This is a genomic window from Lysobacter sp. FW306-1B-D06B, from assembly GCF_038446665.1.
Taxonomy (GTDB): Bacteria; Pseudomonadota; Gammaproteobacteria; order Xanthomonadales; family Xanthomonadaceae; genus Lysobacter_J.
In genome coordinates, this window is the sequence record NZ_CP151802.1 from 640,600 (window position 1) to 666,642 (window position 26,043).

22 protein-coding genes are annotated in these 26,043 nt (G+C 69.6%); 14 read left to right on the forward strand and 8 right to left on the reverse strand.

The window, feature by feature from the left end; genetic code table 11:
• Positions 1–116 precede the first annotated feature (116 nt).
• Entirely contained in the window at positions 117–923 is an 807-nt protein-coding gene (locus AAFF32_RS02910) for a SprT family zinc-dependent metalloprotease (protein ID WP_342316447.1), read from the forward strand.
• A 169-nt stretch (positions 924–1,092) separates the two neighbouring features.
• Here AAFF32_RS02910 and AAFF32_RS02915 read toward each other — a convergent pair whose 3' ends face one another.
• A complete protein-coding gene (locus AAFF32_RS02915; RefSeq protein ID WP_342317206.1) occupies positions 1,093–1,992 on the reverse strand; it encodes an alpha/beta hydrolase in 900 nt (299 codons plus the stop codon).
• Positions 1,992–3,014, reverse strand: coding sequence for a ferrochelatase (gene hemH / locus AAFF32_RS02920; protein ID WP_342316448.1), 1,023 nt, complete (start codon positions 3,012–3,014; stop codon positions 1,992–1,994). The genes AAFF32_RS02915 and hemH overlap by 1 nt, the downstream gene beginning before the upstream one ends.
• Before the next feature lie 283 nt (positions 3,015–3,297).
• Between hemH and AAFF32_RS02925 the strand changes: the two genes are divergently transcribed.
• From AAFF32_RS02925 to AAFF32_RS02945, 5 genes are all read left to right on the forward strand, one after another.
• Positions 3,298–4,179 (forward strand): lipid-binding SYLF domain-containing protein, encoded by an 882-nt coding sequence (locus tag AAFF32_RS02925; protein ID WP_216965140.1) that lies wholly within the window; start codon positions 3,298–3,300, stop codon positions 4,177–4,179.
• A 105-nt stretch (positions 4,180–4,284) separates the two neighbouring features.
• Positions 4,285–4,518, forward strand: a complete 234-nt coding sequence (tatA, locus tag AAFF32_RS02930; RefSeq protein ID WP_216965138.1) for a Sec-independent protein translocase subunit TatA — start codon at positions 4,285–4,287, stop codon at positions 4,516–4,518.
• Between the two features lie 30 nt (positions 4,519–4,548).
• Complete coding sequence (gene tatB, locus AAFF32_RS02935) at positions 4,549–5,070, forward strand: Sec-independent protein translocase protein TatB (RefSeq protein WP_216965137.1); 522 nt, start codon at positions 4,549–4,551, stop codon at positions 5,068–5,070.
• Positions 5,067–5,846, forward strand: a complete 780-nt coding sequence (tatC, locus tag AAFF32_RS02940; RefSeq protein WP_216965135.1) for a twin-arginine translocase subunit TatC — start codon at positions 5,067–5,069, stop codon at positions 5,844–5,846. Before tatB ends, tatC begins: the two co-directional genes overlap by 4 nt.
• Complete coding sequence (locus AAFF32_RS02945; protein WP_342316450.1) at positions 5,843–6,526, forward strand: RDD family protein; 684 nt, start codon at positions 5,843–5,845, stop codon at positions 6,524–6,526. The genes tatC and AAFF32_RS02945 overlap by 4 nt, the downstream gene beginning before the upstream one ends.
• Positions 6,527–6,532: 6 nt before the next feature.
• On the opposite strand, the gene AAFF32_RS02950 is transcribed toward AAFF32_RS02945, so the two are convergent.
• Positions 6,533–7,471: a hypothetical protein gene (locus tag AAFF32_RS02950; RefSeq protein ID WP_342316451.1), complete on the reverse strand. Its 939-nt coding sequence runs from the start codon at positions 7,469–7,471 to the stop codon at positions 6,533–6,535.
• A 73-nt stretch (positions 7,472–7,544) separates the two neighbouring features.
• Entirely contained in the window at positions 7,545–8,321 is a 777-nt protein-coding gene (locus AAFF32_RS02955) for a glutamine amidotransferase (RefSeq protein WP_216965129.1), read from the reverse strand.
• 126 nt (positions 8,322–8,447) lie between these two features.
• Between AAFF32_RS02955 and glyQ the strand changes: the two genes are divergently transcribed.
• The 5 genes from glyQ (at position 8,448) to AAFF32_RS02980 (ending at position 18,061) form a co-directional block, all read left to right on the forward strand.
• On the forward strand, positions 8,448–9,356 hold the full coding sequence (glyQ, locus tag AAFF32_RS02960) for a glycine--tRNA ligase subunit alpha (RefSeq protein ID WP_216965127.1): 909 nt from the start codon (positions 8,448–8,450) through the stop codon (positions 9,354–9,356).
• Positions 9,357–9,510: 154 nt separating this feature from the next.
• Positions 9,511–11,586: a glycine--tRNA ligase subunit beta gene (glyS, locus tag AAFF32_RS02965; RefSeq protein WP_216965125.1), complete on the forward strand. Its 2,076-nt coding sequence runs from the start codon at positions 9,511–9,513 to the stop codon at positions 11,584–11,586.
• Positions 11,587–11,662: 76 nt separating this feature from the next.
• Positions 11,663–13,546, forward strand: a complete 1,884-nt coding sequence (locus AAFF32_RS02970; protein WP_216965123.1) for an autotransporter assembly complex family protein — start codon at positions 11,663–11,665, stop codon at positions 13,544–13,546.
• Between the two features lie 97 nt (positions 13,547–13,643).
• Entirely contained in the window at positions 13,644–17,504 is a 3,861-nt protein-coding gene (locus AAFF32_RS02975; protein WP_342317208.1) for a translocation/assembly module TamB domain-containing protein, read from the forward strand.
• Positions 17,505–17,560: 56 nt separating this feature from the next.
• Positions 17,561–18,061 carry a GNAT family N-acetyltransferase gene (locus AAFF32_RS02980; protein WP_216965118.1) on the forward strand — a complete coding sequence of 167 codons (501 nt, stop codon included), beginning with the start codon at positions 17,561–17,563 and terminating at the stop codon, positions 18,059–18,061.
• A gap of 21 nt (positions 18,062–18,082) precedes the next feature.
• On the opposite strand, the gene AAFF32_RS02985 is transcribed toward AAFF32_RS02980, so the two are convergent.
• The 4 genes from AAFF32_RS02985 to AAFF32_RS03000 form a co-directional block, all read right to left on the reverse strand.
• Complete coding sequence (locus AAFF32_RS02985) at positions 18,083–18,508, reverse strand: aldehyde-activating protein (RefSeq protein WP_216965116.1); 426 nt, start codon at positions 18,506–18,508, stop codon at positions 18,083–18,085.
• A complete protein-coding gene (locus AAFF32_RS02990) occupies positions 18,505–19,827 on the reverse strand; it encodes a sialidase family protein (RefSeq protein WP_342316452.1) in 1,323 nt (440 codons plus the stop codon). Before AAFF32_RS02990 ends, AAFF32_RS02985 begins: the two co-directional genes overlap by 4 nt.
• Before the next feature lie 168 nt (positions 19,828–19,995).
• Entirely contained in the window at positions 19,996–21,885 is a 1,890-nt protein-coding gene (gene mnmG, locus AAFF32_RS02995) for a tRNA uridine-5-carboxymethylaminomethyl(34) synthesis enzyme MnmG (protein WP_216965112.1), read from the reverse strand.
• A gap of 525 nt (positions 21,886–22,410) precedes the next feature.
• Entirely contained in the window at positions 22,411–22,980 is a 570-nt protein-coding gene (locus tag AAFF32_RS03000) for a hypothetical protein (RefSeq protein WP_342316453.1), read from the reverse strand.
• Positions 22,981–23,162: 182 nt separating this feature from the next.
• Between AAFF32_RS03000 and AAFF32_RS03005 the strand changes: the two genes are divergently transcribed.
• The 3 genes from AAFF32_RS03005 to AAFF32_RS03015 all read left to right on the forward strand — a co-directional run bounded on the left by AAFF32_RS03005 (position 23,163) and on the right by AAFF32_RS03015 (position 26,024).
• Entirely contained in the window at positions 23,163–24,086 is a 924-nt protein-coding gene (locus tag AAFF32_RS03005) for a DMT family transporter (RefSeq protein WP_216965110.1), read from the forward strand.
• A 16-nt stretch (positions 24,087–24,102) separates the two neighbouring features.
• Positions 24,103–25,080, forward strand: a complete 978-nt coding sequence (locus tag AAFF32_RS03010; RefSeq protein ID WP_342316454.1) for a pyridoxal-phosphate dependent enzyme — start codon at positions 24,103–24,105, stop codon at positions 25,078–25,080.
• A gap of 188 nt (positions 25,081–25,268) precedes the next feature.
• Complete coding sequence (locus AAFF32_RS03015) at positions 25,269–26,024, forward strand: V4R domain-containing protein (RefSeq protein WP_216965107.1); 756 nt, start codon at positions 25,269–25,271, stop codon at positions 26,022–26,024.
• Positions 26,025–26,043 lie beyond the last annotated feature (19 nt).

Below are 26,043 nucleotides of genomic sequence, written 5' to 3' on the forward strand. Positions count from 1 at the left end.
GCTTCGCAGACGGGTTCGGCGCGAGACGGCGCAGCGGCATCCACTCTGTCGATCTTTTGATGCGAGCTGCGTCGGCGATGCAGCACATCGTCATGCAGCGCCGCTAAGATCGTCCCATGCCGTCTCCGCTGCGCCCCCTCGCCCGCCTGTTCGCCCCCGCGCCGCGCACGCTCGAGCGCGAGACGCTGGAAGTGGAGTTGCCGGATGGACGCAGCGTCCCTTTGCAACGCGTGCGCGATCCGCGCGCACGGCGCATGAAGCTCTCGGTCGATGAGCGCGGCGCGCGCCTGACGGTGCCGATGCGCGCCAGCCTCGCCACCGCCGACCGTTTCGTCGCGCAGCACGTCGACTGGCTCGCCGCGCAGCTGGAGCGCTTCACCCTCGACGATGTTCCGTCGCTGGAACCGGGCATCACGACGCAGCTTCCCTTGCGCGGCGCGCTGCACGACGTGCACTGGCAGGCGGGGCGCTTCACGCGACTGGATCGCGCCGGCGACGGCGACGACGCACTCGTCTTCACGCACCCCGCGCGCGCCGGCGACACCGCGCTGCGCCGTGCCGTTCGCGACTTCTACGAAGCGCAGGCCCGCGCCGACGTCGGCCGTTGGATGCCGCGCTACCTGCCGTCGCTGCCGCGCGCGCCGCGACGCGTGACGTTCAAGATCATGTCGTCGCAGTGGGGCTCGCTCGCGCCCGACGGCTCGATGGCGCTGGACCTGTCGCTGGTGCTGGCCCGGCCGAGCGCGTTCGAATACGTGCTCGTACACGAGCTTTGCCATCTGATCCGCGCCGACCATTCGCGTTCGTTCTGGCGCGAGGTCGAAGCGCGTTGCCCGCTGTGGCGCGAGGAACGCGATTACTTCCATTCCGAAGGCCGGCGATTGAAGGCGACGCTGCGGGCGTTGTGCGGGAAAGCGGCGTAGGTTTCATCAGGCGGGACCTCGCACCACGCGGAGGTTCCCGTCATCCCGGCGAAGGCCGGGACCCAGGCCGCCACGTTGTCCAACGTTCCAACGCGTCCTGCCATTCCAGCGGGAGCGCCATCACTCCGCCGCCCCTCACCCCAACCCCTCTCCCCTCGGGAGAGGGGCTTCAGATCGCAGTGACGAAGAAATCCCCGATCACCTCCGCCACCCGCTCCGGCTGCTCCATGTGCAGGTGGTGGCCGCCCTCGATGACGACGAGTTCGCCGCGCGGCAGCAGGCCGGCGCGTTCGCGGCGCAGCGGTTCGGGCAGGTAGGGCTGGGCGGGGTCGGCGAAGATCACGCGCGTGGGGCATTCGATGCCGGCGACGAGATCGCGGATCTGCGGCTCGGTCATGCGTTGCATCGTCGGCAATGTCAGGCGGGGGTCGCTCGACCACCTGAAGCCGCCTTCCACCGGAACCACGCCGCGCTCGACCAGCAGGCGCGCCGCGTCCAGTTGCAGGCGACTGCCAACCTGCGCACCGGCCGCCATGCGCGCGCGCGCCGCGATGGCGAGGTCGGGAAACACGCGCAGCGACTTGCCGCGCAGCGCGCGCGTCTCGGCGATGGCATCGCGCAGGCGCACGACGGTGCGCTCGGGCACTTCGGCCAGCGCGCCGAGTGCTTCGATCGCCACCAGCCGTTCCACGCGTTGCGGGCATGCCGCGGCGACGAGGCTGGAGATGCCCGCACCCATCGAATGGCCCAGCAGGTTGAATCGCTCCCAGCCCAGCGCATCGGCGATGTCGAGCACCGAATTCACCGCGCCGGCGAAGGAATAGTCCGCGCCCGGCGCCAGATGCGCGCTGGCACCGTGGCCCGGAAGGTCGGGCGCGACGAGTTCGATGCCGTGCAGGTGCTGCGCCAAGGGCACGAAGCTGGCGGCGTTGTCGAGCCAGCCGTGCAGCGCGATCACGCGCGGCAGGTCGTCGCGCGCATCGCCGTCGCGACGAAGGACGCCGCGCAGGCCACGGATGCAGCCCAACGGCGTGTCGACGCCGAACTCCTGCAATTCGCGCGCGCGCATCAGGTCCACCGTTCCAGTTCCGCGCGGGCGATGTCGGCCAGGGCCTGTGCGTGCGGGCGCGTGTCGTTGAGGCAGGGGATGTAGCGCAGCGTGCCGCCGTGCGCGGCGAAGTCTTCGGCCAGCATCATCGCCACTTCTTCCAGTGTTTCGATGCAATCCACGGCGAAGCCCGGCGCGACCACGTCCACCTGGCGCACGCCGCGCGCGGCCAGCGCGTGCAACGTGGCTTGGGTGCTCGGCTCCAGCCATCGGTCGCGGCCGAAGCGCGACTGGTAGCTCAGCGTCCACGCATCGTCGGCGAGGCCCAGGCGCTGCGCGATCGCGCGCGCACCCGCTTCGCACTGGCGTGCGTACGGATCGCCGGCATCGACCAGCCGCTGCGGCAGTCCGTGGAAAGAGAAAAGGAGATGGTCGCCGGCGCCGTGCTGCTGGCGATGGGCGGCGATGGAATCGGCCATGGCGGCGAGCCAGCCCGCATCGACGTGATAATCCTGGATCATGCGCGTGGGCAGCTGCGTCTCGCGCGCGAGCACGTCGCCCACCGAGGCCGTCGTCGTCGTCGAGTACTGCGGATACAGCGGCAGCACCAGCGCGCGTCGCACGCCGGCCTCGCGCAGCTGGCGCAGGCGCGCGGCCAGCGAGGGCGAGCCGTAGCGCATGGCGTCGATCACGCGAACCTGCGGCCATTCGTTCTGCACGGCCCAGGCCAGGCGCCGCGTGTACACCGCCAGCGGGGAGCCGCCGTCTTCGCCGCGCATCCAGATGCTGGCGTATTTCTCCGACACGACCTTCGAGCGCAGCGGCAGCACCGCCAGGTGCAGCAGCGGCAGCCACAGCCAGCGCGGCAGGCCGACCACGCGGCGATCGCTCAGGAACTCGCCCAGATACCGGCGCACGGCCCCGGGCGTCGGCGCGTCGGGCGTGCCGAGGTTGACCAGAATGAGCGCGGTGTCCGGCGCCTGGCCGGTCGGAACGGGGATGGCGCCGTCGGGTGCGGCGTCGCTGCTGGCGTGGGCGGGCATGCGCATAGGATGACAGCAGCGCTCGCCTGCGCGCATCACATCCTGCGCGGGATCGTGCGGCGAACGGCCTTCGTCACACCGCCACCGCGGCGCGAATCGACACGATCGGCACGCCGGGCTGATCAGCATAGGCGAGCAGAACGCACTTCCGGCGCTTGACGTGCGCGTCGGTTCGGTGAGGATTCATTGCTGTATCACTAGCCTGAACCGACTGCCTTGCCGGCGGTCGAACACTCGAACATCCCTCGCTGCTTCACTCGTCGAGTCTTCACTGGAGTCCGCCATGTCCCGCCTGCCGCGCCTGCTTGTCCTGTCGCTTGCCCTCAGTGTCGCCACCGCCGCGGTCGCCGGCCCACAGGAAGACGAGCGCGCGCGTCAGGCCGTGCGGGTGCTGACCGACATCCAGCAGATTCCGGAGTCCGGCATTCCCGACAAGCTGCTCGACGAAGCGCGCGGGATCGTGGTTGTGCCCGATGCGCTGAAGATCGGCCTGGTGCTTGGCGGTCGTCGCGGCCACGGCCTGCTCTCGGTGAAGAACCCCGACGGCACCTGGTCGAACCCGAGCTTCGTGAAACTCACCGGCGGCAGCATCGGCTTCCAGGCCGGCGTGCAGTCGGCCGACATCGTGCTGGTGTTCCGCAGCGACCGCGGGCTGGATTCCATCGTCAACGGCAAGGTGACCCTCGGCGCGGACGCCGGCGTGGCCGCAGGTCCCGTGGGCCGCAATGCCAGCACCGCGACCGACGGCCAGCTCAAGGCCGAGATCTGGTCGTGGTCGCGCGCGCGCGGCCTGTTCGCCGGCATCGCGCTGGATGGCGCCGTGCTGTCGATCGACGATACCGCCAATGAGTCGGTCTACGGCCAGGACACCACGCCGCGCATGATCTTCGAAGGCCGCGCCAATGGGCAGCCGTCCACGGCCGTCGTCGATTTCCGCGACCGCCTGGAAGAGGCCAGCAACATCGCCCGCACCGCGCGCACCAACGCGGACGCCGATGAACGCGCCCGCACCTCCGCGCCGCGCCCGGCCCCCAAGACCACCGAAAACCGCGCACCTTCCGGTGCCGCCTCCACGACCCCGATGGCCCCGGCGCAGCCCGCGACGAAACAGCCTTCGGCGTTCGAGACCGTGGAAAGCCCGGTTCAGGCCGAGCCGCTGCCGTAATGGGCGTGCGCCCGTCACGCTCCTGACGCTGCGCATGCACGACCATGACAGCGCCTGCCATGGCGCTGCGGTATCCTGAACATCCATTTCTGGCGGACATTCCTCATGGGCGGTTTGAGTCTTTGGCACTGGCTGATCGTGCTGGTGATCGTGGTGCTGGTGTTCGGCACCAAGCGCCTGGGCAACGTCGGCAAGGACCTCGGCGAGGCCGTGAAGGGCTTCAAGAAGGGCATGCGCGACGAGGACGAGGACAAGCCCTCGGCGCAGCTGCGCGATGAGCGTCGCGACGAGACCAAGTCCAGCGAAACCAGCAAGCAGGACGACCGCACCCCGCGCTGACGCGGTGCGGCGTCCACTGCGTCCTCGGCCATGTTCGACATCGGGTTTTCCGAGATCTTCGTCATCGCGATCGTGGCCCTGCTCGTGCTGGGCCCCGAGCGCCTGCCCAAGGCCGCGCGCTTCGCCGGCCTGTGGGTGCGGCGCGCGCGCGCGCAGTGGTATTCGGTGAAGTCCGAGCTGGAGAACGAGCTGGCGGCCGAGGAACTCAAGCGCAGCCTGCGCGAGACGCAGGACTCGCTGCGCGAGGCCCAGCAGGAACTCAACGCCGGCATCGACGAGGCGCGCAACCGCATCAAGCGCGAGCAGGAAGACCTGCAGCGCGAGCTGGACGCGCTCGATCGCGACGTGCGCGATACCGCACCGGCCGAGCCCGTCGAAATCGAGGAACGCCCGCTGGCCTCCGCCACCGATCCGGCGCTGCAGCCGCCCGAACCGGCTCCGGTCGACACGGCGTTGCACGAAATCCGACCGCTTCCGGTGGAAACCGACTCCGAGCCCGTGCCGGTCCGCCCCGCCCCGTCCGCCGCCGATGACGGGGCGCAGCGCCGATGAGCCACGACTCCGAACCCGCCCACTCCGACACCGACGGCGGCAGTGAAACGCGCCTGATCGACCACCTGATCGAACTGCGCGCGCGCCTGCTGCGTGCGGTGGCCGGGCTGATGATCGTGTTCGTGGCTCTGCTGCCGTTCGCGGCCGACATCTACGCCATCCTCGCCCAGCCGCTGCTGGCGTCGCTGCCGGACAACGGCCAGCTGGTCGCGGTGGATCCGGCCGGCGGCTTCTTCGTGCCGGTGAAGCTGGCGTTCTTCGCCGCGCTGCTGATCGCGATGCCGTGGCTGCTCTACCAGGCCTGGGCCTTCGTCGCGCCGGGCCTGTACCACCGCGAGAAGCGCCTGGCGATGCCGTTGCTGGTCTCGGCGGTGGCGTTGTTCTACATCGGCTGCGCGTTCGCCTTCTTCCTGGTGCTGCCGTCGGTGTTCGGCTTCCTCGCCCGGTTCACGCCGGACGTGGTGGCGATGACGCCCGACATCGGCAAGTACCTGGACTTCGTGCTGGTGATCTTCCTGGCCTTCGGCGCGAGCTTCGAGCTGCCGGTGGCGCTGGTGATCCTGGTGCTGCTGGGCTGGGTCACGCCGGAGCAGCTGCGCGAATCGCGCGGCTACGCGATCGTGGGCGTGTTCGTGATCGCGGCGGTGATCACGCCGCCGGACGTGGTCTCGCAGCTGATGCTGGCGATCCCGATGTGCATCCTCTACGAGCTGGGCATCGTCGCCTCGCGCTGGCTCAAGCCGCGCCCCGAAGCCGGACAGACGCCCGGCGCGTGAGTGCCCCGGCCCGCTTCTGGCCGCGCTACGCGGCCTGGTCGCTGGATGCGGCGCTGGTGGCCGCGGTGCTCGCACCGTTCCTGTGGGGTCGATTGACGCGCGATGCGCAGGCGCTGGAGCAGCGCTTCGTCGACATGCTGGATCGCTTCTACGGCATGCTCGGCCAGCAGATCGAGGCGGGCGGATCGCCGCTCGATCTCGCCGCCGCACTCGGCAACGACACGCTGCGCCAGGGCATCGCCGCGCTGGAAGCGGCGCTGCTGCGCACGCTGTGCGTGCCCGTGCTCGCCTTCACCGCCCTGATGCTGGTGCTGCACGTCGTCGGCGAGCGTTCGCGCTGGCAGGGCAGCCCGGGCAAGCGGGCGCTCGGGTTGCGCGTGGTCCCGCGTGACGGGACGCGGCCGGGATTCGTGCGCACGGTGGGGCGTCAGATCGCGGGGCTGCTGTCCTGGCTGACGCTCAACCTCGGTCATGCGCTGGCGGCGATCGGGCCGGAGCACCTGGCCCTGCACGACCGCCTCAGCAGCACGCGCGTGGTGCGCTCGACGGCGCAGCCGCTGCCGGCATGGGTGCGCGGCTGGATTCTTGTGCAGGCGATCGCCGCCGCGCTGCTCACGCTGCTGCTCTTCGGCCGCCTGGCCGCATTGGCGCAGGCGGCGGTCGAACGCGCGCTGGGCTGAGCGGGCTTACAGCTCGACGGTGTGCTGGTTGGACGGACCGGGCGGCGCGGCCGGACCGCTGTCCTGCGACGTTTCCTGGCCGCAGATGTCGCGCCACAGGTAGTACATGACGCCGAACATCACCACGTACAGCACCACCATCATCGCCAGGTACAGCGGCAGCACCAGCGCCATCGTCAGCGCCGGGTGGATCAGGTTGCCGATCAGCGCGATCACGCCCAGCACCAGCAACAGCACCATGCCGATCGGGATCGAAGCCAGCACCACCACGATCGCCAGCAGCAGGATCGGCAGCAGATTCTTGGCCGTGCCGACCACGCCGTCGGCCATCGCGCCGGCGATGGGCCGGCGGCCCAGCGCGACCTGGCCGAAGCCGATCGCGTAAACGCCCGACAGGAACAGGAACAGGATCGAGCCCAGGCCCAGCAGACCGCCGGTGCCTTCGGGCATGTCGGGCATCTGCGCCGGATCGACCTTGCCGCCGGCCGCCTGCTGCAGGTTCAGCACCTTCACGTACCAGTCGAACAGGCCATCGCCGAACAGGCCGATCAGCACCATCGCGATCACCACGTAGGACAGCGTCATCAGCAGGCCGAAGCCGATCAGCCGGCCGGCGTCGCCGCCCTGGCGGAACGGCGCGAACACATCGGCGGCGACCGCGGGGCGGCCGTGCTCGGTGGCGTCGATCAGGCGCAGGTAGCCGCCGATCACCGGCGAGAGGATCACGATGGACAGCACGGTGGAGATCGCCGCGACGACCATCGCGCCGTTGGCGTCGGGCTTGAGCACCGACAGCACCGTGAGCTGCACGATGCTGGGCAGCAGCGCGACGAACATCATGATCGCGGCCGCACCGAACACGGCGCGGGCGTTGTGGCGGCCCAGGTTGATGCCGCGCTTGAGCCAGGACAGGCCGGAGAGCGGGCCGGTTGCGTGAGTGGTCATGGAATGGGCTTTGAGGGGGGAATGACGCGTGCGGGGAGGGTATCGCACGCGGGAAGCGAGGGTGTCGAGGCGATCAGTGCCCGTGCAGGCCGCGCGCGTGGCGGACGAAGCGGCGCAGCACCACCCGCGCGTGCGGCGTGGCGCTCACCTCGCGCGCGAGCGACTTGGCGCAGCGGCCTTCCCCGTGCAGCGCCTCGCGCCGCGCGTGGACGTAGCCGCGCATGTGCGTGGCGCTGAATTCGGGATGGAACTGCACGCCCCAGGCGCGCTCGCCCCAGCGGAAGGCATGACAGTCGTCCTGGCTCGAACGCGCCAGCACGGTCGCGCCCTGCGGCGCGCGCAGCACCGTCTGCAGGTGCGTGGCCTGCGCGGCGAACTGCGCCGGCAGGCCCTTGAACAGCGGGTCTTCGTCGGCGTGCGGGTGCAGTTCCAGGCCGATGGTGCCCATCTCGCGGCCGGTCGGGTTCGGGCCGACTTCGCCGCCCAGCGCATGCGCAAGGAGCTGATGGCCGTAGCAGATGCCGAACAGCGGCATGCCCGCCTGCGCCGCTTCGCGCAGCCAGTGCGCGCTGCGTTCGCTCCAGTCGCGGCGCTCGGTGACCATCGCGGCCGAGCCGGTGATGATCGCGCCGGCGAAGCCTTCGCGCGCCGGCAGGTCATCGCCGGCTTCCACGTTCACCACGATCGCCTCGTCGGCATCCAGGCCGGCGGCGACGCGGATCCAGTGCGGAAAGCCGCGGTGGCGGCGCATCGAGGCGACCGGTTGGCCGGTCTCGAGGATCAGGAAGGGCCGGGGATGACGGTGATTCACGGCAAGGACGGCAGGCTGCGGACGGATCGGCCTTCCCATGCCGGCAACGGCCTGCGTGGAAGGTCATGCGGGACAGAGTCGCCGGCTGCGCAAACGCGCGAAAACCCAGCGGCATCAAGGCCCGTGGCTATACTAACGCGCTTTGCGGGACCCCCACCGAGACCCATGGCCGCACCTACCTTCCAGGAACTGATCCAGCGCCTCAACGCCTTCTGGGCGGAGCGGGGCTGCACGCTGATCCAGCCGCTCGACCTGGAGGTCGGCGCCGGCACCTTCCATCCGGCCACCTTCCTGCGCGCGCTCGGCCCGGAGCCGTGGAACGCCGCCTACGTCCAGCCCTGCCGCCGTCCCACCGATGGCCGCTACGGCGAGAACCCCAACCGCCTGCAGCGCTACTACCAGTACCAGGTGGCGATGAAGCCCAGCCCCGACAACATCGTCGAGCTGTACTTCGACTCGCTCAAGGCGCTGGGCGTGGACCCGCTGGTGCACGACCTGCGCCTGGTCGAGGACAACTGGGAATCGCCGACGCTCGGCGCCTGGGGCCTGGGCTGGGAGGTCTGGCTCAACGGCATGGAAGTCACGCAGTTCACCTACTTCCAGCAGGCCGGCGGCCTGGAATGCAGGCCGGTGCTGGGCGAGATCACCTACGGTCTCGAACGCCTGTGCATGTACCTGCAGAACGTCGACAACGTGTACGACCTGATCTGGACGTACGGCCCCGATGGCACGCCGGTCACCTATGGCGACGTCTACCACCAGAACGAAGTCGAGCAGAGCGCCTACAACTTCGAATACGCCGATGTCGCCGAGCTGTTCCACCGCTTCGACGCCTGCGAGAAGGAAGCGCTGAAGCTGATCGAACTCGGCCTGCCGCTGCCGGCCTACGACCAGGTCTGCAAGGCCAGCCACAGCTTCAACCTGCTCGACGCCCGCCGCGCGATCAGCGTGACCGAACGCCAGCGCTACATCCTGCGCGTGCGCCGCATCGCCCAGGGCGTGGCCGAGGCGTACTACGCGCAGCGCGAGAAGATGGGGTTTCCCGTATTGAAGAAGGCGGCATCCGCCGCGTGATGCTTTTCCCCTCTCCCCTTGTGGGAGAGGGACACGCCGCGCAGCGGCGAGGGAGAGGGGGCTGGCTCCTCACCCGCAGCGGCAACCCCCTCTCCCTGGCGCTTCGCGCCAGTTCCTCTCCCACAAGGGGAGAGGGAGAACGACGAGAACCTTGATGACCACGATGTCCCCCCTCCTGATCGAACTCGGCACCGAAGAACTCCCCGTCAAGGCGCTGCCCGCGCTGGCGCAGGCGTTCTTCGACGGCGTCCTCGACGGCCTGGCCAAGCGCGGCATCGCCTTCGACCGCTTTGAGGCCAAGCCGCTGTACACGCCGCGCCGCCTCGCCGTGCGCCTGCCGGGCGTGGCGCTGGAGCAGCCGGAGCAGAAGTCCGAAGTGCTCGGCCCCTACCTCAACATCGCGCTCGACGCCGACGGCCAGCCGACCAAGGCGCTGCAGGGTTTCGCGGCGAAGGCCGGCATCGACTGGACGCAGTTGGAGAAGACCACCGACAACAAGGGCGAGCGCTTCGTCCACCGCGCGGTGAAGCCCGGCGCGAGCACCGCTTCGCTGCTGCCGGAGATCCTGCGCGAAGCCGTCGCCGCCATGCCGATTCCCAAGCCGATGCGCTGGGGCGATCACGACTACGGTTTCGCCCGTCCTGTGCACTGGCTGGTGCTGCTGCTGGGCAAGGATGTCGTGGCAGCCGAGCTGTTCGGCGCGCGCAGCGATCGCATGAGCCGCGGCCACCGCTTCATGCACGACAAGCCGGTGTGGTTCAGCACGCCCGCCGACTACGTCGAATCGCTGCGCGGTGCGAAGGTGCTGGTCGATCCGGACGAACGCCGCGAGCGCATCGTGCTGGAAGTGACGGACGCGGCACGCAGCGCAGGCGGTAAGGCGCGCATCGACGCGGGCATCCTGGAAGAGGTCAACGGCCTCACCGAATGGCCCAAGGCCGTGGCATGCAGCTTCGAGCGCGAGTTCCTGGCCGTGCCGCAGGAAGCGCTGATCGCGACGATGGAAGCGAACCAGAAGTTCTTCCCCGTGCTCGATGCCGACGGCAAGTTGAGCGAGCACTTCATCGGCATCGCCAACATCGAGTCCAAGGACGAGGCCGAAGTCCGCAAGGGCTACGAGCGCGTGATCCGCCCGCGCTTCGCCGACGCGAAGTTCTTCTTCGTCGAGGACATGAAGCAGGGCCTGGCGTCGATGAACGACGGGCTGAAGTCGGTGAAGTACCAGGACAAGCTCGGCACCATCGCCGACAAGGTCGCGCGCGTGGCCGCGCTGGCCGAAGCGGTGGCGGCGCAGGTCGGTGTCGATCCGGCCACCGCGCGCCGCGCTGCGGAACTGTCGAAGGCCGACCTGCAATCGCGCCTGGTCGGCGAATTCCCCGAGTTGCAGGGCATCGCCGGCCGTTACTACGCGGCGGTGGAGAACGAACCGCTCGACATCGCCCACGCCATCGACGAAGGCTACATGCCGCGTTTCGCTGGCGACGCCATCGCGCCGTCGAAGCTCGGCCAGGTGCTGGCGATCGCCGAACGCCTGGACACGCTGGCCGGCGGTTTCGCCGCGGGCCTGAAGCCGACCGGCAACAAGGATCCTTTCGCGCTGCGTCGCAATGCGCTGGGCCTGGCGCGTACGCTGCTGGAAGGCGGCCACGACCTGCTGCTGCACGACCTGATCGAACGCGCGCTCGCGGCGCAGCCGGTGCAGCACGCCGAGGTCGGCAGCTTCGACATCACCCAGTTCGTCTACGACCGGTTGCGCGGTTACTACGCCGATCGCGGCGTGGCCTCGGTGCAGTTCGATGCCGTGGAGAACGTCGTGCATGACTCGCTGCCCGACTTCGACCACCGCCTCAACGCCATCGCCGAGTTCGCCAAGCTGCCCGAAGCCGAGGCGCTCGCCGCCGCGAACAAGCGCATCCGCAACATCCTCAAGAAGGTCGAAGGCGACGTGCCCTCGAACGTGGACGCGGGCAAGTTCACCGAGGCCGCCGAGCGCGAGCTCGGCGACGCCGTCGACAGCGCCATCGCCGATACCGATCCGTTGCTGGAAGCGCGCGATTACGTGACCGCGCTGGGGCGTCTCGCACGCCTGCGTCCGCAGGTCGATGCGTTCTTCGACGGCGTGATGGTGAACGTCGACGACGCGGCCGTGCGCAACAACCGCCTCGCGCTGCTCAAGCGACTGTCGGACCGACTGGGCAGCGTCGCCGCGATCGAATACCTGTCGATGTAACCGGCGCGGGAGAATCTCTCCCGCGTCTCATGCTCCGTTCACTGGCTTCGGGATGAAGCCCGGGTATCCTGCGTCGATGCGCCCATCGTTCCGCCTGCAAGCCGTCACCGCGTTGTTGCTCGCCACAGCCGGTGCGGCGCACGCGGCGACGGTGAAGGCCGTCGACATCCACGGCCTGAACGATGCCCAGACCCTGAACGTGCGCGGCGCGTTGTCGGTGGTGGATTCGATCGGAAAGGACGTGCCGGGCCGGCGCCTGGCCTACCTGATCCGCGAGGCCGAGGACGAAACGCGCGAGGCGCTGGAGCCCTTCGGCTTCTATTCGCCCAAGATCGAGATAAAGCGCGAAGGCAACGGCGACACCGGCGTGACCGTCAGCGTGACCGTCACGCTCGACGAGCCCGTACGTGTGCGCCGCTCCGACATCGCGATCATCGGCGAAGGCAGCGAAGACCGTTACCTCAAGCAGGACCTCGCCGCGTTCCGCCCGCAGACGGGCGACGTGTTCGATCACGCGCTGTACGAGGCGAGCAAGACCCGCATCACCCGCCGCCTCGCCGAGCGCGGTTACTTCGACGCCGACTTCAGTTCGCGCCGCGTGGAAGTCACGCGCGCGCAGCGTGCCGCCGACATCGACCTGGTGTGGAGCAGCGGCGGTCGTTACGACATGGGCCCGATCAACATCGAGCAGACGCCACACGCGATCATCCGCGACAGCCTGCTCGACAAGCTCATCTACTGGGAACAAGGCAGCTACTACCACCAGGGCAAGCTCGACCGCTTCCGCGAGTCGCTGGCGCGGCTGGATTACTTCTCCAGCATCGAGATCGAGCCCAGGCCCGAGGACGCGGTCGACAACGAAGTGCCGGTGACCGTCACGCTGACGCCCGCCAAACGCACCGTCTACACCGCCGGTCTGAGCTACGGCACCGACAGCGGCCCCGGTGTGCGCTTGGGCATGGAGCGTCGTTACGTCAACGACCGCGGGCACAAGGCGCTGGGCCAGATCGACTGGGCCTCCAAGCGCAAGACCGCGACCGCGCAGTACCGCATTCCGGCGTTCGCGTGGCTGGATGGCTGGTACATCTTCAGCGCGCAGTACTACGACGAACAGACCGACTACATGGACACGCGCAAGGTCGAGATCGTCGCCAGCCGCACCGGCCAGGTGAGCCGCCGCCTCAACGCGGTCGCCTCGTTGCATGCGCTGCGCGAGCGCTGGGCGTACGCGGCCTTCGAAGGCGGCGCAGACGGCCCCGATCCGGGCAGCGAGGAGGCGGAGAACGCGGAGGAAAGCGACGAGCTCGTCACCACCGCCTACAGCTACGCGACGTTTCTCTATCCTTCGCTGCGCGCCGAGTACATCGACACCGACGACCGCATCTTCCCGCTGCACGGCATCGGCGTGACGGTGGAAGTGCGCGGCGGCCTGGAAGGCGTGGGTTCGGATGCGAACTTCGCGCAGGCGTGGGGGCAGGCGCATTTCTACCAGGCCATCGGCGAGAGCAACCGCCTCATCCTGCGCGCCGAAGCCGGCGGCACGTTCACCAACGCGCTGGTCAACATGCCGCCGAGCCTGCGCTTCTTCGCCGGTGGCGACAACAGCATCCGCGGTTACGGCTTCCGCGAGGTCGGGCCGAACACCATCGGCATGGACGGAAAGAAGTACGCCATCGGCGGCAAGTACGTGCTCACGGGCTCGGCGGAGTTCGAGCACTATTTCAACAACGGGCCGTGGGGCGCCGCCGTCTTCGTCGACGCGGGCGATGCATTCAACAAGTTCGGCAGCGACGTGTCCGACCCCAACGATCGCGACCAGAACTTCGACGTCCACACGGGCATCGGCGTGGGCGCGCGCTGGCGGTCGCCGGTCGGCCCGGTGCGCGTCGACATCGCGCACGGCCTGAACGATGCAGACTCCGATTACGAGATCTACCTGAACATCGGTGCGACCTGGTGAGGCGCCCATGAGCCAGCCGACTCCTCCCACTGCCGAAACACCGCGCGACCCGCACGAGGAGCGGATCGCCGAGCTGCGCCAGCGCCGTTTCGCGCGCATGCGCTGGCTGGCGGTGCGCGCGGGCATCCTCTCGGTGGCGATCGCGCTGATCGCCGGCGTGTTCCTGTACTGGCTGCTCACCAGCATCGGCGGTCGCGATCTGCTGCTGGCGCAGATCGTGTCGCGCCTGCCGGAGAACGCCACGCTGTCGTGGCGCAGCGTCGAGGGCCCACTGTCCGGCCCGCTGACGATGAACGGCGTGCGCTTCACCTACGACCGCATCGTGTTCACCGCCGACCGCGTGCACCTGGACCCGGCGATCCGTCCGCTGATCCGCAGGCGCCTGCGCCTGGACGCGTTGCAGATCAGCAATGCGAAGCTGGAGATTCCCAAGAGCGACGAGCCGTTCGAATTGCCGCGCTGGCCCGAGGTGTTGCCGGAGATCGCGCCGCCGCTGGAATTGCAGGCCGACGACGTGCGCGTGGACGGGTTCCTGCTCACGCAGGCGGGCGAGAAGCTGATCGACGTGCGCACGCTGCGCGGCGGCCTCGATGCGCGCCAGGGCGAGCTGCACGTCGAGCACCTCTACGTCGATAGCGATCGCGGCCGCTTCAACCTGCACGGCGACTACGTGCCGCGCAAGGATTACCTCACGAACCTCACCGCGAGCGCCCTGCTCCCGGCCGCCGACGGACGCACGCCGGCGCGCTTCGGGCTGGTCGCGCGCGGCGATCTGTCGCGCATGAACGTCTACATCGCCGGCAATGCGCCGCAACCGCTACGCGCCAGCCTGGTGCTGCACGGACGCGAGCAGCCGAAGTGGCGGGTCGACGCGGATGCGGAAGGACTCGACCTCGGCCTGGTCACCGGCGCGGAAGCCAGCGACGAGGACCGCCCGCTGGTCTTCAGTTTCAGCGCCGACGGCATGGGCGGTTCGGCCGACCTGCGCGGCGAATTCCGCCAGGGTGACCTGGTCGCCACCGTGCTGCCGTCCAAGGTGCGCCTGGAGAACCAGGTGCTGGACGTGCAGCCGCTGGCGCTGCGCATCTTCGGCGGCAGCGCGACGCTGCGCGGTACGGCGGACTTCACCGACGCGGAGAACGCGAAGTTCCGTTTCGCCGCGAACGCACGCGGCCTCACCTTCGGCGGCGAGACCACCACGAACACCGCCACGCCGACGGCGGCTTCGCGGAACCCGCCCGCCAGCATCAGCGCGCAGAAGCTGCGCAAGGTGACCGCGCCCGCGCCGGCCGCACAGACCGAAGCGGTCGCGATCGGCGTCGATGCGGACCTCGGATTCGCCGGCACGTTGAAGTCCTGGGCGGCGATCGGCGACGCCACGCTGAGCCGTGATGGCGAACAGGCCGTAGTGAAGTTCGACGGTCGCGGCAACGACGAGCGCATGACGCTCAAGACGCTGCAGGCGCGCATGCCCAGCGGCACGCTCGACGGCACCGGCACGGTGGCATGGGCGCCGTCGCTGGGCTGGGACATCGATGCGACGCTCGCCGGTTTCGACCCGGGCTACTTCGCCGCCGACTTCAAGGGTTCGGTCAACGGCAAGCTCAAGACGCAGGGCAGCACGCGCGCCGACGGCGGGCTCGACATCAGCGCCACCGCCACCGACCTCAGCGGCCGCCTGCGCGATCGTCCGCTGCGCGGCCAGGGGCGTTTCGCCATGCACGGCGCCGGCACCGCCGGTGGCGAAACCGCGTACGAGGGCGACGTCGCGCTCACGCTCGGCGCCAGCCGCATCGACGCCAAGGGCCGCGTTGCCAATGCGCTGGAGATCGACGCGAACCTCGCGCCGCTCGTGCTGTCCGACCTGCTGCCCGGTGGCGCCGGCACGTTGCGCGGCACGCTGCACGTGCGCGGCGCGCGCAATGCGCCGGACATCGACGTCGACCTCACCGGCAGCGCATTGCGCTACGGCGATTACCAGGCGCAGACGCTCACCGCGAAGGGACGCCTGCCGTGGCAACGCGGTAACGGTGCCATTGCGGTGCGCGCGAGCGGGCTGGAAGTCGGCCTGCCGCTGTCCTCGGTGACGCTGGATGCGCGCGGCTCGGTGGAAGCATTGCAAGTGCAGGGCGAAGCGCGCGGCGACATCGGTCAACTCTCGCTTGCGGGCAACGTCGTGCGACGCGGCAATACGTGGCAGGGTGCGCTGTCGGCGTTCCAGCTCACGCCGGTGCGCGGCGCCTCGTGGCGACTGCGCGAAGCGGCGCGCTTCAGCTGGGACGGTCGCAACGGCTCGCTAAGCAACAGCTGCTTCGTCTCCAGCGGCGGCGGTTCGCTGTGTGCGAACGCCGACTGGCCGCGACGCGGCGTGGCCGTGCGCGGCGACTCGCTGCCGCTCACCCTCATCGTGCCCTACCTGCCCGAACGCGAGGACCAGCGGCCGTGGCTGATCCGCGGCGAGATTTCGCTCGACGGCCAACTGCGTCCGGCCGGCAACGCCTGGGCCGGCAACCTCAACGTGCGCTCCTCCGGCGGCGGCATGAAGAACAGTGAGCGCTCGCGTCGCGAAGTGCTCAGTTACGAGAACCTCGCGTTGGAAGCGACGTTCGACCCGCGCCGCATCAACGCCGAACTCACTACCGCCTTCAACAGCGGCGGCCGCATCGACGCACGCGTCACCACGGGCTGGGACGACTACGCGCCGCTGTCCGGCCAGGTGTCGGTGAACACCTCCGAGCTGGTGTGGCTGGAGCTGTTCTCGCCCGACATCATGGAGCCCAAGGGCAACCTCGATGCGCGCATCACGCTCGGCGGCACGCGTGCGCGTCCGCAGCTGGGCGGCCAGGCGCGGCTGACGCAGTTCAGCACCGAGATCCCGTCGCTGGCGATCCTGCTGGACGACGGCGACGTGCGCCTGGACGCGCTGCCCGACGGCACCGCGCGCATCTCCGGCCACATCCGTTCCGGCGAAGGCCGGCTCAACGTCGACGGTTCGCTCAACTGGCAGAACACGGACGCGCCGCTGCTGCTCACGGCGAAGGGCCAGAACGTGCTCGTGTCGGACACGCGCGACCTGCATGCTGTCGCCAGCCCTGACGTGCAAGTGCGCTACGCCGCAGGACAGCCGATCACCGTGACGGGCACCGTCACCGTGCCGTCGGCGCGCATCGATCTGGAGCGCCTGGATCAGGGCGTGTCGGCATCGCCCGATGTGGTCGTGCTCGATCCGGAAGATCCGGAAGCCAGTGCCGCATCGCCGCTCGACCTCGACCTGACGCTCGTGCTGGGCGACGACGTGCAGCTCAACGGCTTCGGCCTGGAAGGCGGACTCGGTGGCCGCATGCGCGTGCGCTCGCACCCCGGTCGCGAAATGACCGCCAGCGGTCAGCTGCAGGTGCGCGGTCGCTACAAGGCGTACGGACAGAAGCTGGAGATCACGCGCGGCGAGCTGTCGTGGTCGGGCGGTCCGGTGTCGGATCCGATCCTCAACATCCGCGCCGAGCGCGTGGTCGGCGATGTCACCGCCGGCGTCGACATCCGCGGTCGCGCGAGTGCGCCGACGGCGAACGTGTGGTCCGATCCGGCCAGCTCGCAATCCGAAGCGCTGGCCTACCTCACGCTCGGCCGCCCGCTCGCCAGCGCGAGCAGCGACGAAAGCCGCCAGGTGAATGCCGCCAGCGCCGCGCTGTCGGCCGGCGGCAGCCTGATCGCTTCGCAGCTGGGCGCCAAGCTCGGCCTCGACGATGCGGGCGTGAGCGACAGCCGCGCGCTCGGCGGCAGCGTGCTCGGCTTCGGCAAGCACATCTCGCCGCGTCTCTACGTGGGCTATGGCGTCTCGCTGCTCGGCACCGGCCAGGTGTTGATGCTGAAATACCTGCTGCGCAAGGGCTTCGACGTGCAGATCGAGTCGAGCACGGTGGAGAACCGGGCATCGCTCAACTGGCGCAAGGAAAAGTGAGCACGTTCTAGTTCGTCCCGTTCCACGCTGGAACCAACGCAAGGGATCCTGGTGACATGCAGGTGCTTCAGACGCAACGACTCTCGCTACGCCAGATGGAGCCGCGCGACGCGCCCTTCATCCTGGAGCTGCTGACCGACCCGGCCTTCCTGGCGAACATCGGCGATCGCGGCGTGCACGACCTGGACAGCGCTGGCGAATACATCGACCGCTGGCGCGCGAACTACGCACGCGACGGCTACGGGATGTGGCTCATCGAGCTGCGCGGGACGGACGAGCTCATCGGCATGGCCGGCATCGTGCGTCGCGACACCCTGCCCTCGCCCGACATCGGCTACGCGCTGTTGCCGCGCCATCGGTCGAAGGGCTATGCGGTGGAGACCTGCGGCGCCGTTCGCGATTACGCGATGCAGGTTCTGGGCATGCCGGAACTGCTGGCGATCGTCTCGCCCGGAAACGCCGCGTCGGTGAAGGTGCTGGAGCGCATCGGCCTGCGGTTCAAGGAGACCGTGCGCATGGGCGAGGAAGAGCTGGAGTTGTTTGCGTTGCAGGCCTGACGCCGTCGGTGAAGGCGGCGACTAGTCGTCCGCCATCGCGATACGCACGTCCGGGAACCACAGCTGCGTCCAGCGTTCGCGCTTGGCGTCGGGCGCAAGGCGTTGCGGCGAGGCCGGCTGCTCCGGTGCGAATGCCGCGTCGTCCACCGCACGCACGTTGACCGCCGCGTGCGTGAGCCCCTCGTGTTCGAACATCACCATCACCAGCACGGCGCAATGCGGGCAGGCGATGAAGTCGGCCTGCGCGGAGCCCTGCCGGTACACCACCGCCTCACCGCGCTGGCGCACGCGCAAGGTGCCGTGCGCATCCGACAGCCAGGCGGCGCCGTGCTTGCGGCAGAAGCTGCAATCGCAGGCGCGAGGCGTGAACTCCGATGCGGGCTTGGACAGCGTCATCTCGAACGCGATTCGGCCGCAATGGCAGCCGCCGTGCAGCGGCGCGTTCATGGCGTCACCGCGTAGCGCGCGGCGCGCAGGCCTGGGCGTCCGTCGATCACGTCGGTCCACACGATGTAGGCCGTGCCGTCGACGAGCGCGATCTTCGGCAGTCCCGTGCCGCGTCCTTTACCCTGCAACTTCGCCACGTCGCCGCGTTGCAGCTCGCGCGAGAGGTCCGGCGTATAGCGCGCGAAACGGAGCGTCTGCGCGCCTTCGACCTCGTCCATCCACAGCGCCCACGCGGCGGCACCGTCGAGCGCGACATCGGCACGTCCCTGCACCGCCTCGCCGTGTTGCAGCGTGAGGGGCGCGGCGAAGGTCGCGCCCGCATCGCCGCTGCGCGCAAGCTTCACCGCCGGCGTGTTGCCGGCGCCTGTGTACCAGGCGACTAGCGCGTTGGTTCCGTCCGTCGCGACGGCCGGGCCATTGACCGGGCACGCCGGCATTTTCCATTCGTCGGCGTGGATGCGCTGCGCGGCCTGCCACTGCGCGCCATCGCCGCGCACGGTGAGGATGTCGCGGATCTCGTCGGGCGTGCGGCCTCGATACACCAGCAGCGGACCGCTGGCGGTGAGCGCGGCGTCGGTCTGGCAGCAATCGCACGTCATCGCGTCGAGTTCGCGCTCGTCGCTGCGCGCGAGCGCGGCGTCGAAGACGGCCGTGCGCAACGTCATCGCGCCGGGCTCGTGCTTCGCGCCGGCTGCCGCGTGGCCGCCGTGGGCGGAATGCCCGCCGCCGCCGGTGTTGCGGCCGTCGAGCCAGGCCAGGCCCAGTCGATCGTTGCCCGCCGGCCACATCGAGACGAACCCGTGTTCGGTCGGCGTGCCGTCGGTGTTCACGGGCATGGGCTTCGACCACGTCGCGCCGCCGTCGGCGGAACGCGCGAGCACGATGTCGTAGGCGTACTTCGCGTCCGCGCTCTTGCGCAGCCAGTGGGCCCACAGCGCGCCGTCGCGCGACATCGCGATGTGCGGTGTGTCGGCCCAGTTCACGAACCAGTCGCCGCCGTGGGCGATCTCGCGGGGCTCGCTCCATGCGCCGTTGGCGTAGCGGGCGAACTTCAAGGTGTGGCGGTTCGGCGAACCTTCTTCGCCGTGCTCGACCCACGACAGCAGCAGGCTGCCGTCGGGCGCGCGCAACAGGTCGGGCTGTGCGGCGGCGGCCGTGGCGTCGATGGGGAGCGGCCAGGGTTCGGCGTTCGCCGGCATTGTCGTTGGGGCGGAGGCGCTCGTGGTCGCCGGTGACGGCGTCGCCGCGGTGGGCGCATTGCGCTCGCACGCGACGCAGGCCAGGAGCGAAAGCGGAAGCAGCAGTCGGAGGGCTTTCATGCGCGAAGGGTACGCCCGCGCTGCGCTGGCTGGAATGGCGGGATTGGGGTGGGGCAAGCGCCATCAGCCTGGGTCCCGGCCTTCGCCGGGATGACGGTGAAACGGGATGACGGGGAAGCTGGGCGCCGCCAGATGGGACCGCCGTGTTCGCGGCGTGTCCGCGTCGGATCACGCCACCCGGGTACGCCGCGCCCGCGTCAGGTGCACCAGCAGCAGCGAGATCGCCGCGGGCGTCATGCCCGGGATGCGCTGCGCCTGGCCCACCGTCTGCGGGCGCACGCGTTCGAGCTTCTGCTGCACTTCCGCCGACAGGCCACGCACGGCGGCGTAGTCGAAGCCGTCGGGGATCGGCGTGGTTTCGTGGCGCTGCTGTCGCGCGATCTCTTCGCGCTGGCGATCGAGGTAGCCGGCGTACTTCACGCCGATCTCCACCTGCTCGGCCACCTCGGCATCGTCGACGCCCGGGCCGAGCGTCGGCACGGTCATCAGCTTTGCGTAATCGAGCTCGGGACGCTTGAGCAAGTCGCGCGCATTGGTCTCGCGGCTGATCTCGATGCCCAGCACGTCCATCGCCTCGCGACCGAGCGCGTTGTTCGGCGCGGCCCACACCGCGCCGAGGCGGTCGTTCTCGCGCGTGACGGCTTCGCGCTTGGCGTCGAAACGCGACCAGCGCGCGTCATCGACCAGGCCCAGCTCGCGGCCCACCGGCGTCAGGCGCAGGTCGGCGTTGTCCTCGCGCAGCTGCAGGCGGTACTCGGCGCGCGAGGTGAACATGCGGTACGGCTCGCTGGTGCCGTGCGTGGTGAGGTCGTCGACGAGCACGCCCAGGTAGGCCTCGTCGCGGCGCGGGCTCCAACCTTCCAAACCGCGCACGGAACGCGCCGCGTTGACGCCGGCCAGCAGGCCCTGCGCGGCGGCTTCCTCGTAACCGGTGGTGCCGTTGATCTGGCCGGCGAAGAACAGGCCGGCGACGGACTTGGTTTCCAGCGTGGTCTTCAGGCCGCGCGGATCGAAGAAGTCGTACTCGATGGCATAACCGGCGCGCGTGATGTGCGCGTTCTCGAAGCCGCGGATCGAACGCACCAGCTCCAGCTGCACGTCGAACGGCAGCGAGGTGGAGATGCCGTTGGGGTAGATCTCCACGACCTCCAGCCCTTCGGGTTCGACGAAGATCTGGTGGCTGGCCTTCTCGGCGAAGCGGACCACCTTGTCCTCGATGGACGGGCAGTAGCGCGGGCCGATCCCTTCGATCTGGCCGGTGTACAGCGGCGAGCGATCGAGCGCGCCGCGGATGATTTCGTGCGTGCGCTCGGAGGTGTGCGTGATCCAGCACGAGACCTGGCGCGGGTGGTCGGCGGTGGAGCCCATGAAGGACATCACCGGACGCGGATCGTCGCCGGGCTGTTCCTCCATCACCGAATAGTCGAGCGTGCGGCCGTCGATGCGCGGCGGCGTGCCGGTCTTGAGGCGGTCGACCACGAACGGGCCTTCGCGCAACTTGTGCGCCAGCGCGACCGCGGGCGGGTCGCCGGCACGGCCGGCGGCGTAGGTGGTCTGGCCGACATGAACCTTGCCGGCGAGGAAGGTGCCAGCGGTGAGCACAACGGCGGGCGCCTCGAAACGCAGGCCGGTCTGGGTGACCACGGCGGTCACTTTTCCGCCTTCAAAAGCGATGTCGTCCACCGCGGCCTGGAACAGCGTCAGGTTCGGCTGGCTCTCCACGGCGCGGCGGATGAAGGCGCGATACAGCGCGCGATCGGCCTGGCAGCGCGTGGCACGCACCGCCGGGCCCTTGCTCGCGTTGAGCCGGCGCCACTGGATGCCGGCCGCGTCGGCGGCGCGCGCCATGACGCCGCCCAGGGCGTCGATTTCCTTCACCAGATGGCCCTTGCCGATGCCGCCGATGGCCGGGTTGCAGCTCATCGCGCCCACGGTTTCCACCGAATGCGTGAGCAGCAGCGTGCGGGCGCCGGCCCGGGCCGAGGCAAGCGCGGCTTCGGTGCCGGCATGGCCGCCGCCGACCACGATCACGTCGTATTGGTAGAAGTTCTGGCTCATCGTTCTGTTCGGGAAGCCGCGCCAGACAAGGCGCTCCGGGCGCGAATTCTAGGTCAGCCCCGGCTCGGCTGCCGCCGAGAATGAATGGGAGGTGAAAGTTGGCACGGTTCCTGCGACATATTCTCTGCACCCAGCGGGGCAGGCGCTAAGCGCCGGCCGGAATTGGAACAGGGGCTGGTCAAGCGCTCGCGGGGGAAGCACGGGGGCCGAATGTCGGGGGACGTTCGGCCCCCTTTTTATTTGCGGCTTTTGGGCCGCGAAATGCGAAAGGCGCCGTTTCCGGCGCCTTTCGTGTTTCCGGTGGGCCGTGACGCCCGACCTGGATGGGCGCCGACGCCCGATGGGGACGGAACAGGGGGGATCCGTGGTTCCTCATCGGGCGCCGACATAGAGCGGTTCGGCTTGGGCCGGCTCTCCGAATTACGTCCAAAAGCGACGCAATCGGTCAATGACCGCAGATTGCCGTCAGTCGCCCCCGAGCGCAAGGGGAAAAGTGTGACTGCGCCCGAGAGCCCGCAAACCCGCTTACCGCTCGTGTTCCTGGACGCCGCGGGAATTCTTGACGCGCGGCGGCGGCATGCGCGAAGCCGGCTCCGCCGATGCGCGCGGCGGCTGGCTCATGCGCGGCGGCTGCGCCGGACGTGGTCCGTTGTTGCCCGGCATCGGCCCTTGCTGGCCGACGCCCGGATTGGGACCGGACCAGCGCTGGCCATTGCCGCGCCCGTCCCAACGCTGGCCATTGCCGCGGCCGTCCCCGCGATGGCCCTGATCGTGACCATGGCCGTCCCAGCGCTGGCCGGGGTGGCGGTCGTAGCGATACGGGTAGCGGTACACGGGATAGTGCGGATAGGCGTAGTACGGATAGCCGTAATAGCCGTAGCGGTACGGGTTGCCCCAGTAGCCGCCGCCGTAGCCGTAGTACGGATAGCTGTAGCCCGGATAGCCGTAGCTGTAGCCGCCGTAATAGCGGTACTCGACACTCGGTCGGCCGTAGTAGTAGTCGCCGCCGGCGCCGACCGGACGGTAGGTGTAGCCGGTGACGCAGCCGGCCAGCAATGTGGTGGCCAGTGCGGGCAGAAGCAGTTTGCGGATCATGGTCGGACCCCCCAGGGTATGGCGCCAGCTTCGGGCCGCGGCTTTGAACTCGGCCTTAATTGTTCAGGCGTTTCACACCCGCCAAGGCGGGTCGGGCACGGGTGCGCAAGACGCCGCATCCGCGCATTGCCGCATGCTTCGCGCGATGCCAGCATGGCACGCCCTACGCGACGGTCGCGCCCATGAACCTGCATCGCGCCTCCGGTCATTGGCGACTGGGACTCGTGCTCACCCTGATCACCGCCGCCTGCTGGGCGACGCTGCCGGTCGCGCTGAAGCTGGTGCTGCAGTCGCTGGATCCGATCACCCTGACCTGGTTCCGCTTCCTCGTCGCCGCGCTGGTGACCGGCGGCTGGCTGGCATGGCGCGGGCGACTGGGCGGTTATCGCGCGCTCGACGGCCGGGGCTGGTCGATGCTCGGCGTCGCCGCGCTGATGCTGGTGGGCAACTACGTCTTCTACTTGCTCGGCGTGCAGCACACGACGCCGGCCAACGCACAGCTGCTGATCCAGCTGGCGCCGCTGCTGATGGCGATGGGCGGCATCTGGGTGTTCGGCGAGCGTTTCCGCGCAGCGCAGTGGCTCGGCTTGGGGTTGCTGGTGGCGGGCATGGGCCTGTTCTTCGCCGACCAGCTCGCCGCCAGCGCGAAGGCGCCGGGCTATGTACTGGGATCTGCGCTGGTGATCGTCGGTGCGATCGTGTGGGCCGTGTACGCGCTGCTGCAGAAGCAACTGCTCGTGCGCCTGGGCTCGATGCAGATCCTGTTCTTCATCTATGTCTTCGCGAGCATCGCGCTGTTGCCGTTCGCGCATCCGGCCGCGCTGCTCAAGCTCGATGCCCTGCACTGGGCGCTGCTGGCCTACTGCGCCTTCAACACGATCGGCGCGTACGGCGCCTTCGCCGAGGCGCTCGCGCACTGGGAGGCCTCGCGCGTGTCGGCGATCCTCGCCACCACGCCCCTGTTGTGCATCGCGGCCGCCTGGGCGGTGCACGCGCTGTGGCCGCAGTGGCTGGCGCCGGAGCGCATCACGACGCTGGGCTGGATCGGCGCCGCGCTGGTGGTCGCCGGGTCGGCCGCCGTGAGCCTGCTCAACGCCCGTCGATAAGTCCTAACATCGCCTCATGAACGACACCGCCGCCTCCGTCCTGCCCACGTTCGACGACGTCCTGGCCGCCGCCGCCCGCATCGCGCCGCATGCGCACGTCACGCCGGTGCTGCGCTCGCGCACGCTCGACGCGCTGGCCGGCTGCGAGTTGCACTTCAAGGCCGAGCACCTCCAGCGCGCGGGCGCCTTCAAGTTCCGCGGCGCGTGCAATGCGATCTGGTCGCTGGACGAGGCCACTGCCGCGCGCGGCGTGGTCACGCATTCCTCCGGCAACCACGGCGCCGCCCTCGCGCTGGCGGCGCGCACGCGCGGCGTGGCCTGCCATGTGGTCGTGCCCGAAGGCGCGGTCGCGGCCAAGCTGGCGGCGATCGAAGCCTACGGCGCCACCCTGCACCGCTGCGCGCCGACCATCGCCGCGCGCGAGGCCCGCTGCGCGGAGCTGCAGGTGCAGCTGGGCGCCGAACTCGTCCATCCCTACACCGACCCGCGCGTGATCGCCGGCCAGGGCACGGCCGCGCTGGAATTGCTGTGCGCGCCCGAACCCTTCGACGCGCTGGTCGTTCCGGTCGGCGGCGGCGGTCTGGCCGCGGGCACCGCGCTGAGCGTGGCCGCGCGCTCGCCGGGCACGCGCCTGTACCTGGCCGAGCCTGCCGGCGCGGCCGAAACGTTCGCCTCGATGCAACGCGGCGAGCGGGTCACCGACTTCACCCCCGACACCGTCTGCGACGGCCTGCGCGGGACGCTGGGCGCGATCAACTTCGCCATGCTGCACGCCCATGGCGCGCAGGTGCTCACGGTGGAGGACGCCGACACCGTGGCCGCGATGCGCCTGTTCTGGCAGCGCACCAAGCAGATCGTCGAGCCGTCCTCGGCGGTCGCGCTGGCGGCCGTGCTGGGCTCGCCGGCCCGGTTTGCGGGGCAGCGCGTCGGCGTGGTGCTCTCGGGCGGAAACGTCGATCCGGACGCGTTGCCGGCGCTGTTCGCGCGCGCCTGAACATCGCGTCCCGGTATTTGCTCTATTGTGACGGATTGAACAGAATCGCTTTGCCGATTCTGGCGTGAAGCCATGACGACCGCGCCGCCGCAAGGCGGCACCGGGTGGGGACCCGGGGTCGTCGCGGTGCGCGCCAGCACGGCGGACAACCAGAACGACACTCAGGCCATGGGGGGAGGTGGCTGATGGTGGATGTGGAGTTTCGCGTCGTTTCCGACCGGCGCGAAGGACTGCTGTTGGCGCTCGGCCAGGCGGTCATTGCCAGTGGCTTCACCTTGCTGCGCCAGCGCATGGCCGGCGGCACGGACGGTGTCGTGCTGACGATGCTCGTGCGCGGCCCGCAGGCGCACCTGCCGGCACTGGAGGAAACCCTGGGCACGCACCCGCAGGTGCGCAGCTTCGAGGCAACGCGCCCCGAGGGCGAGCCCGAACGCGTGGCGGTTCCGCCGGACGCGGCCGACACGCAGGCACAGGCGCGCGCCAATGCCGTGCCCAGCCTGGCCGATTCGCGCCGCATCGAAGCGTTGCTGCCGCAACTGGCGCACGACTATCCGAACATCTTCGTGCCGCTGCTCGCGCTGGAGCGCGAACTGGCGGCCGACCAGCGCGAACCGGCGCTGCGTTACATCGGCCAGCGCGTCGGCACGTGGGTCTACAAGCGCGATTTCGCCCTCGGCGGCCAGCTGGCGCTGGGCGACGCGGTGCGCCACATCGCGCTGCCTGCGTTGCGCCAGATCGTGCAGGCGGAAATGCATGAGGACGCATTGCGCGTGCGCAACAGCCCCTTCTGCCATCGCGGCGGCCACGGTGCGTGCTGCCATTTCCTGCGCGGCATGCTCGGCGGACTGCTCGGCGGCCCGCACGGCGCGGACGGCCTGCGCGTGGTGGAAACCCATTGCCGCAACACCGGCGCGGAGATCTGCAGCTTCGAATTCCACGACTGAGCTTGCCGAACCAACTAAG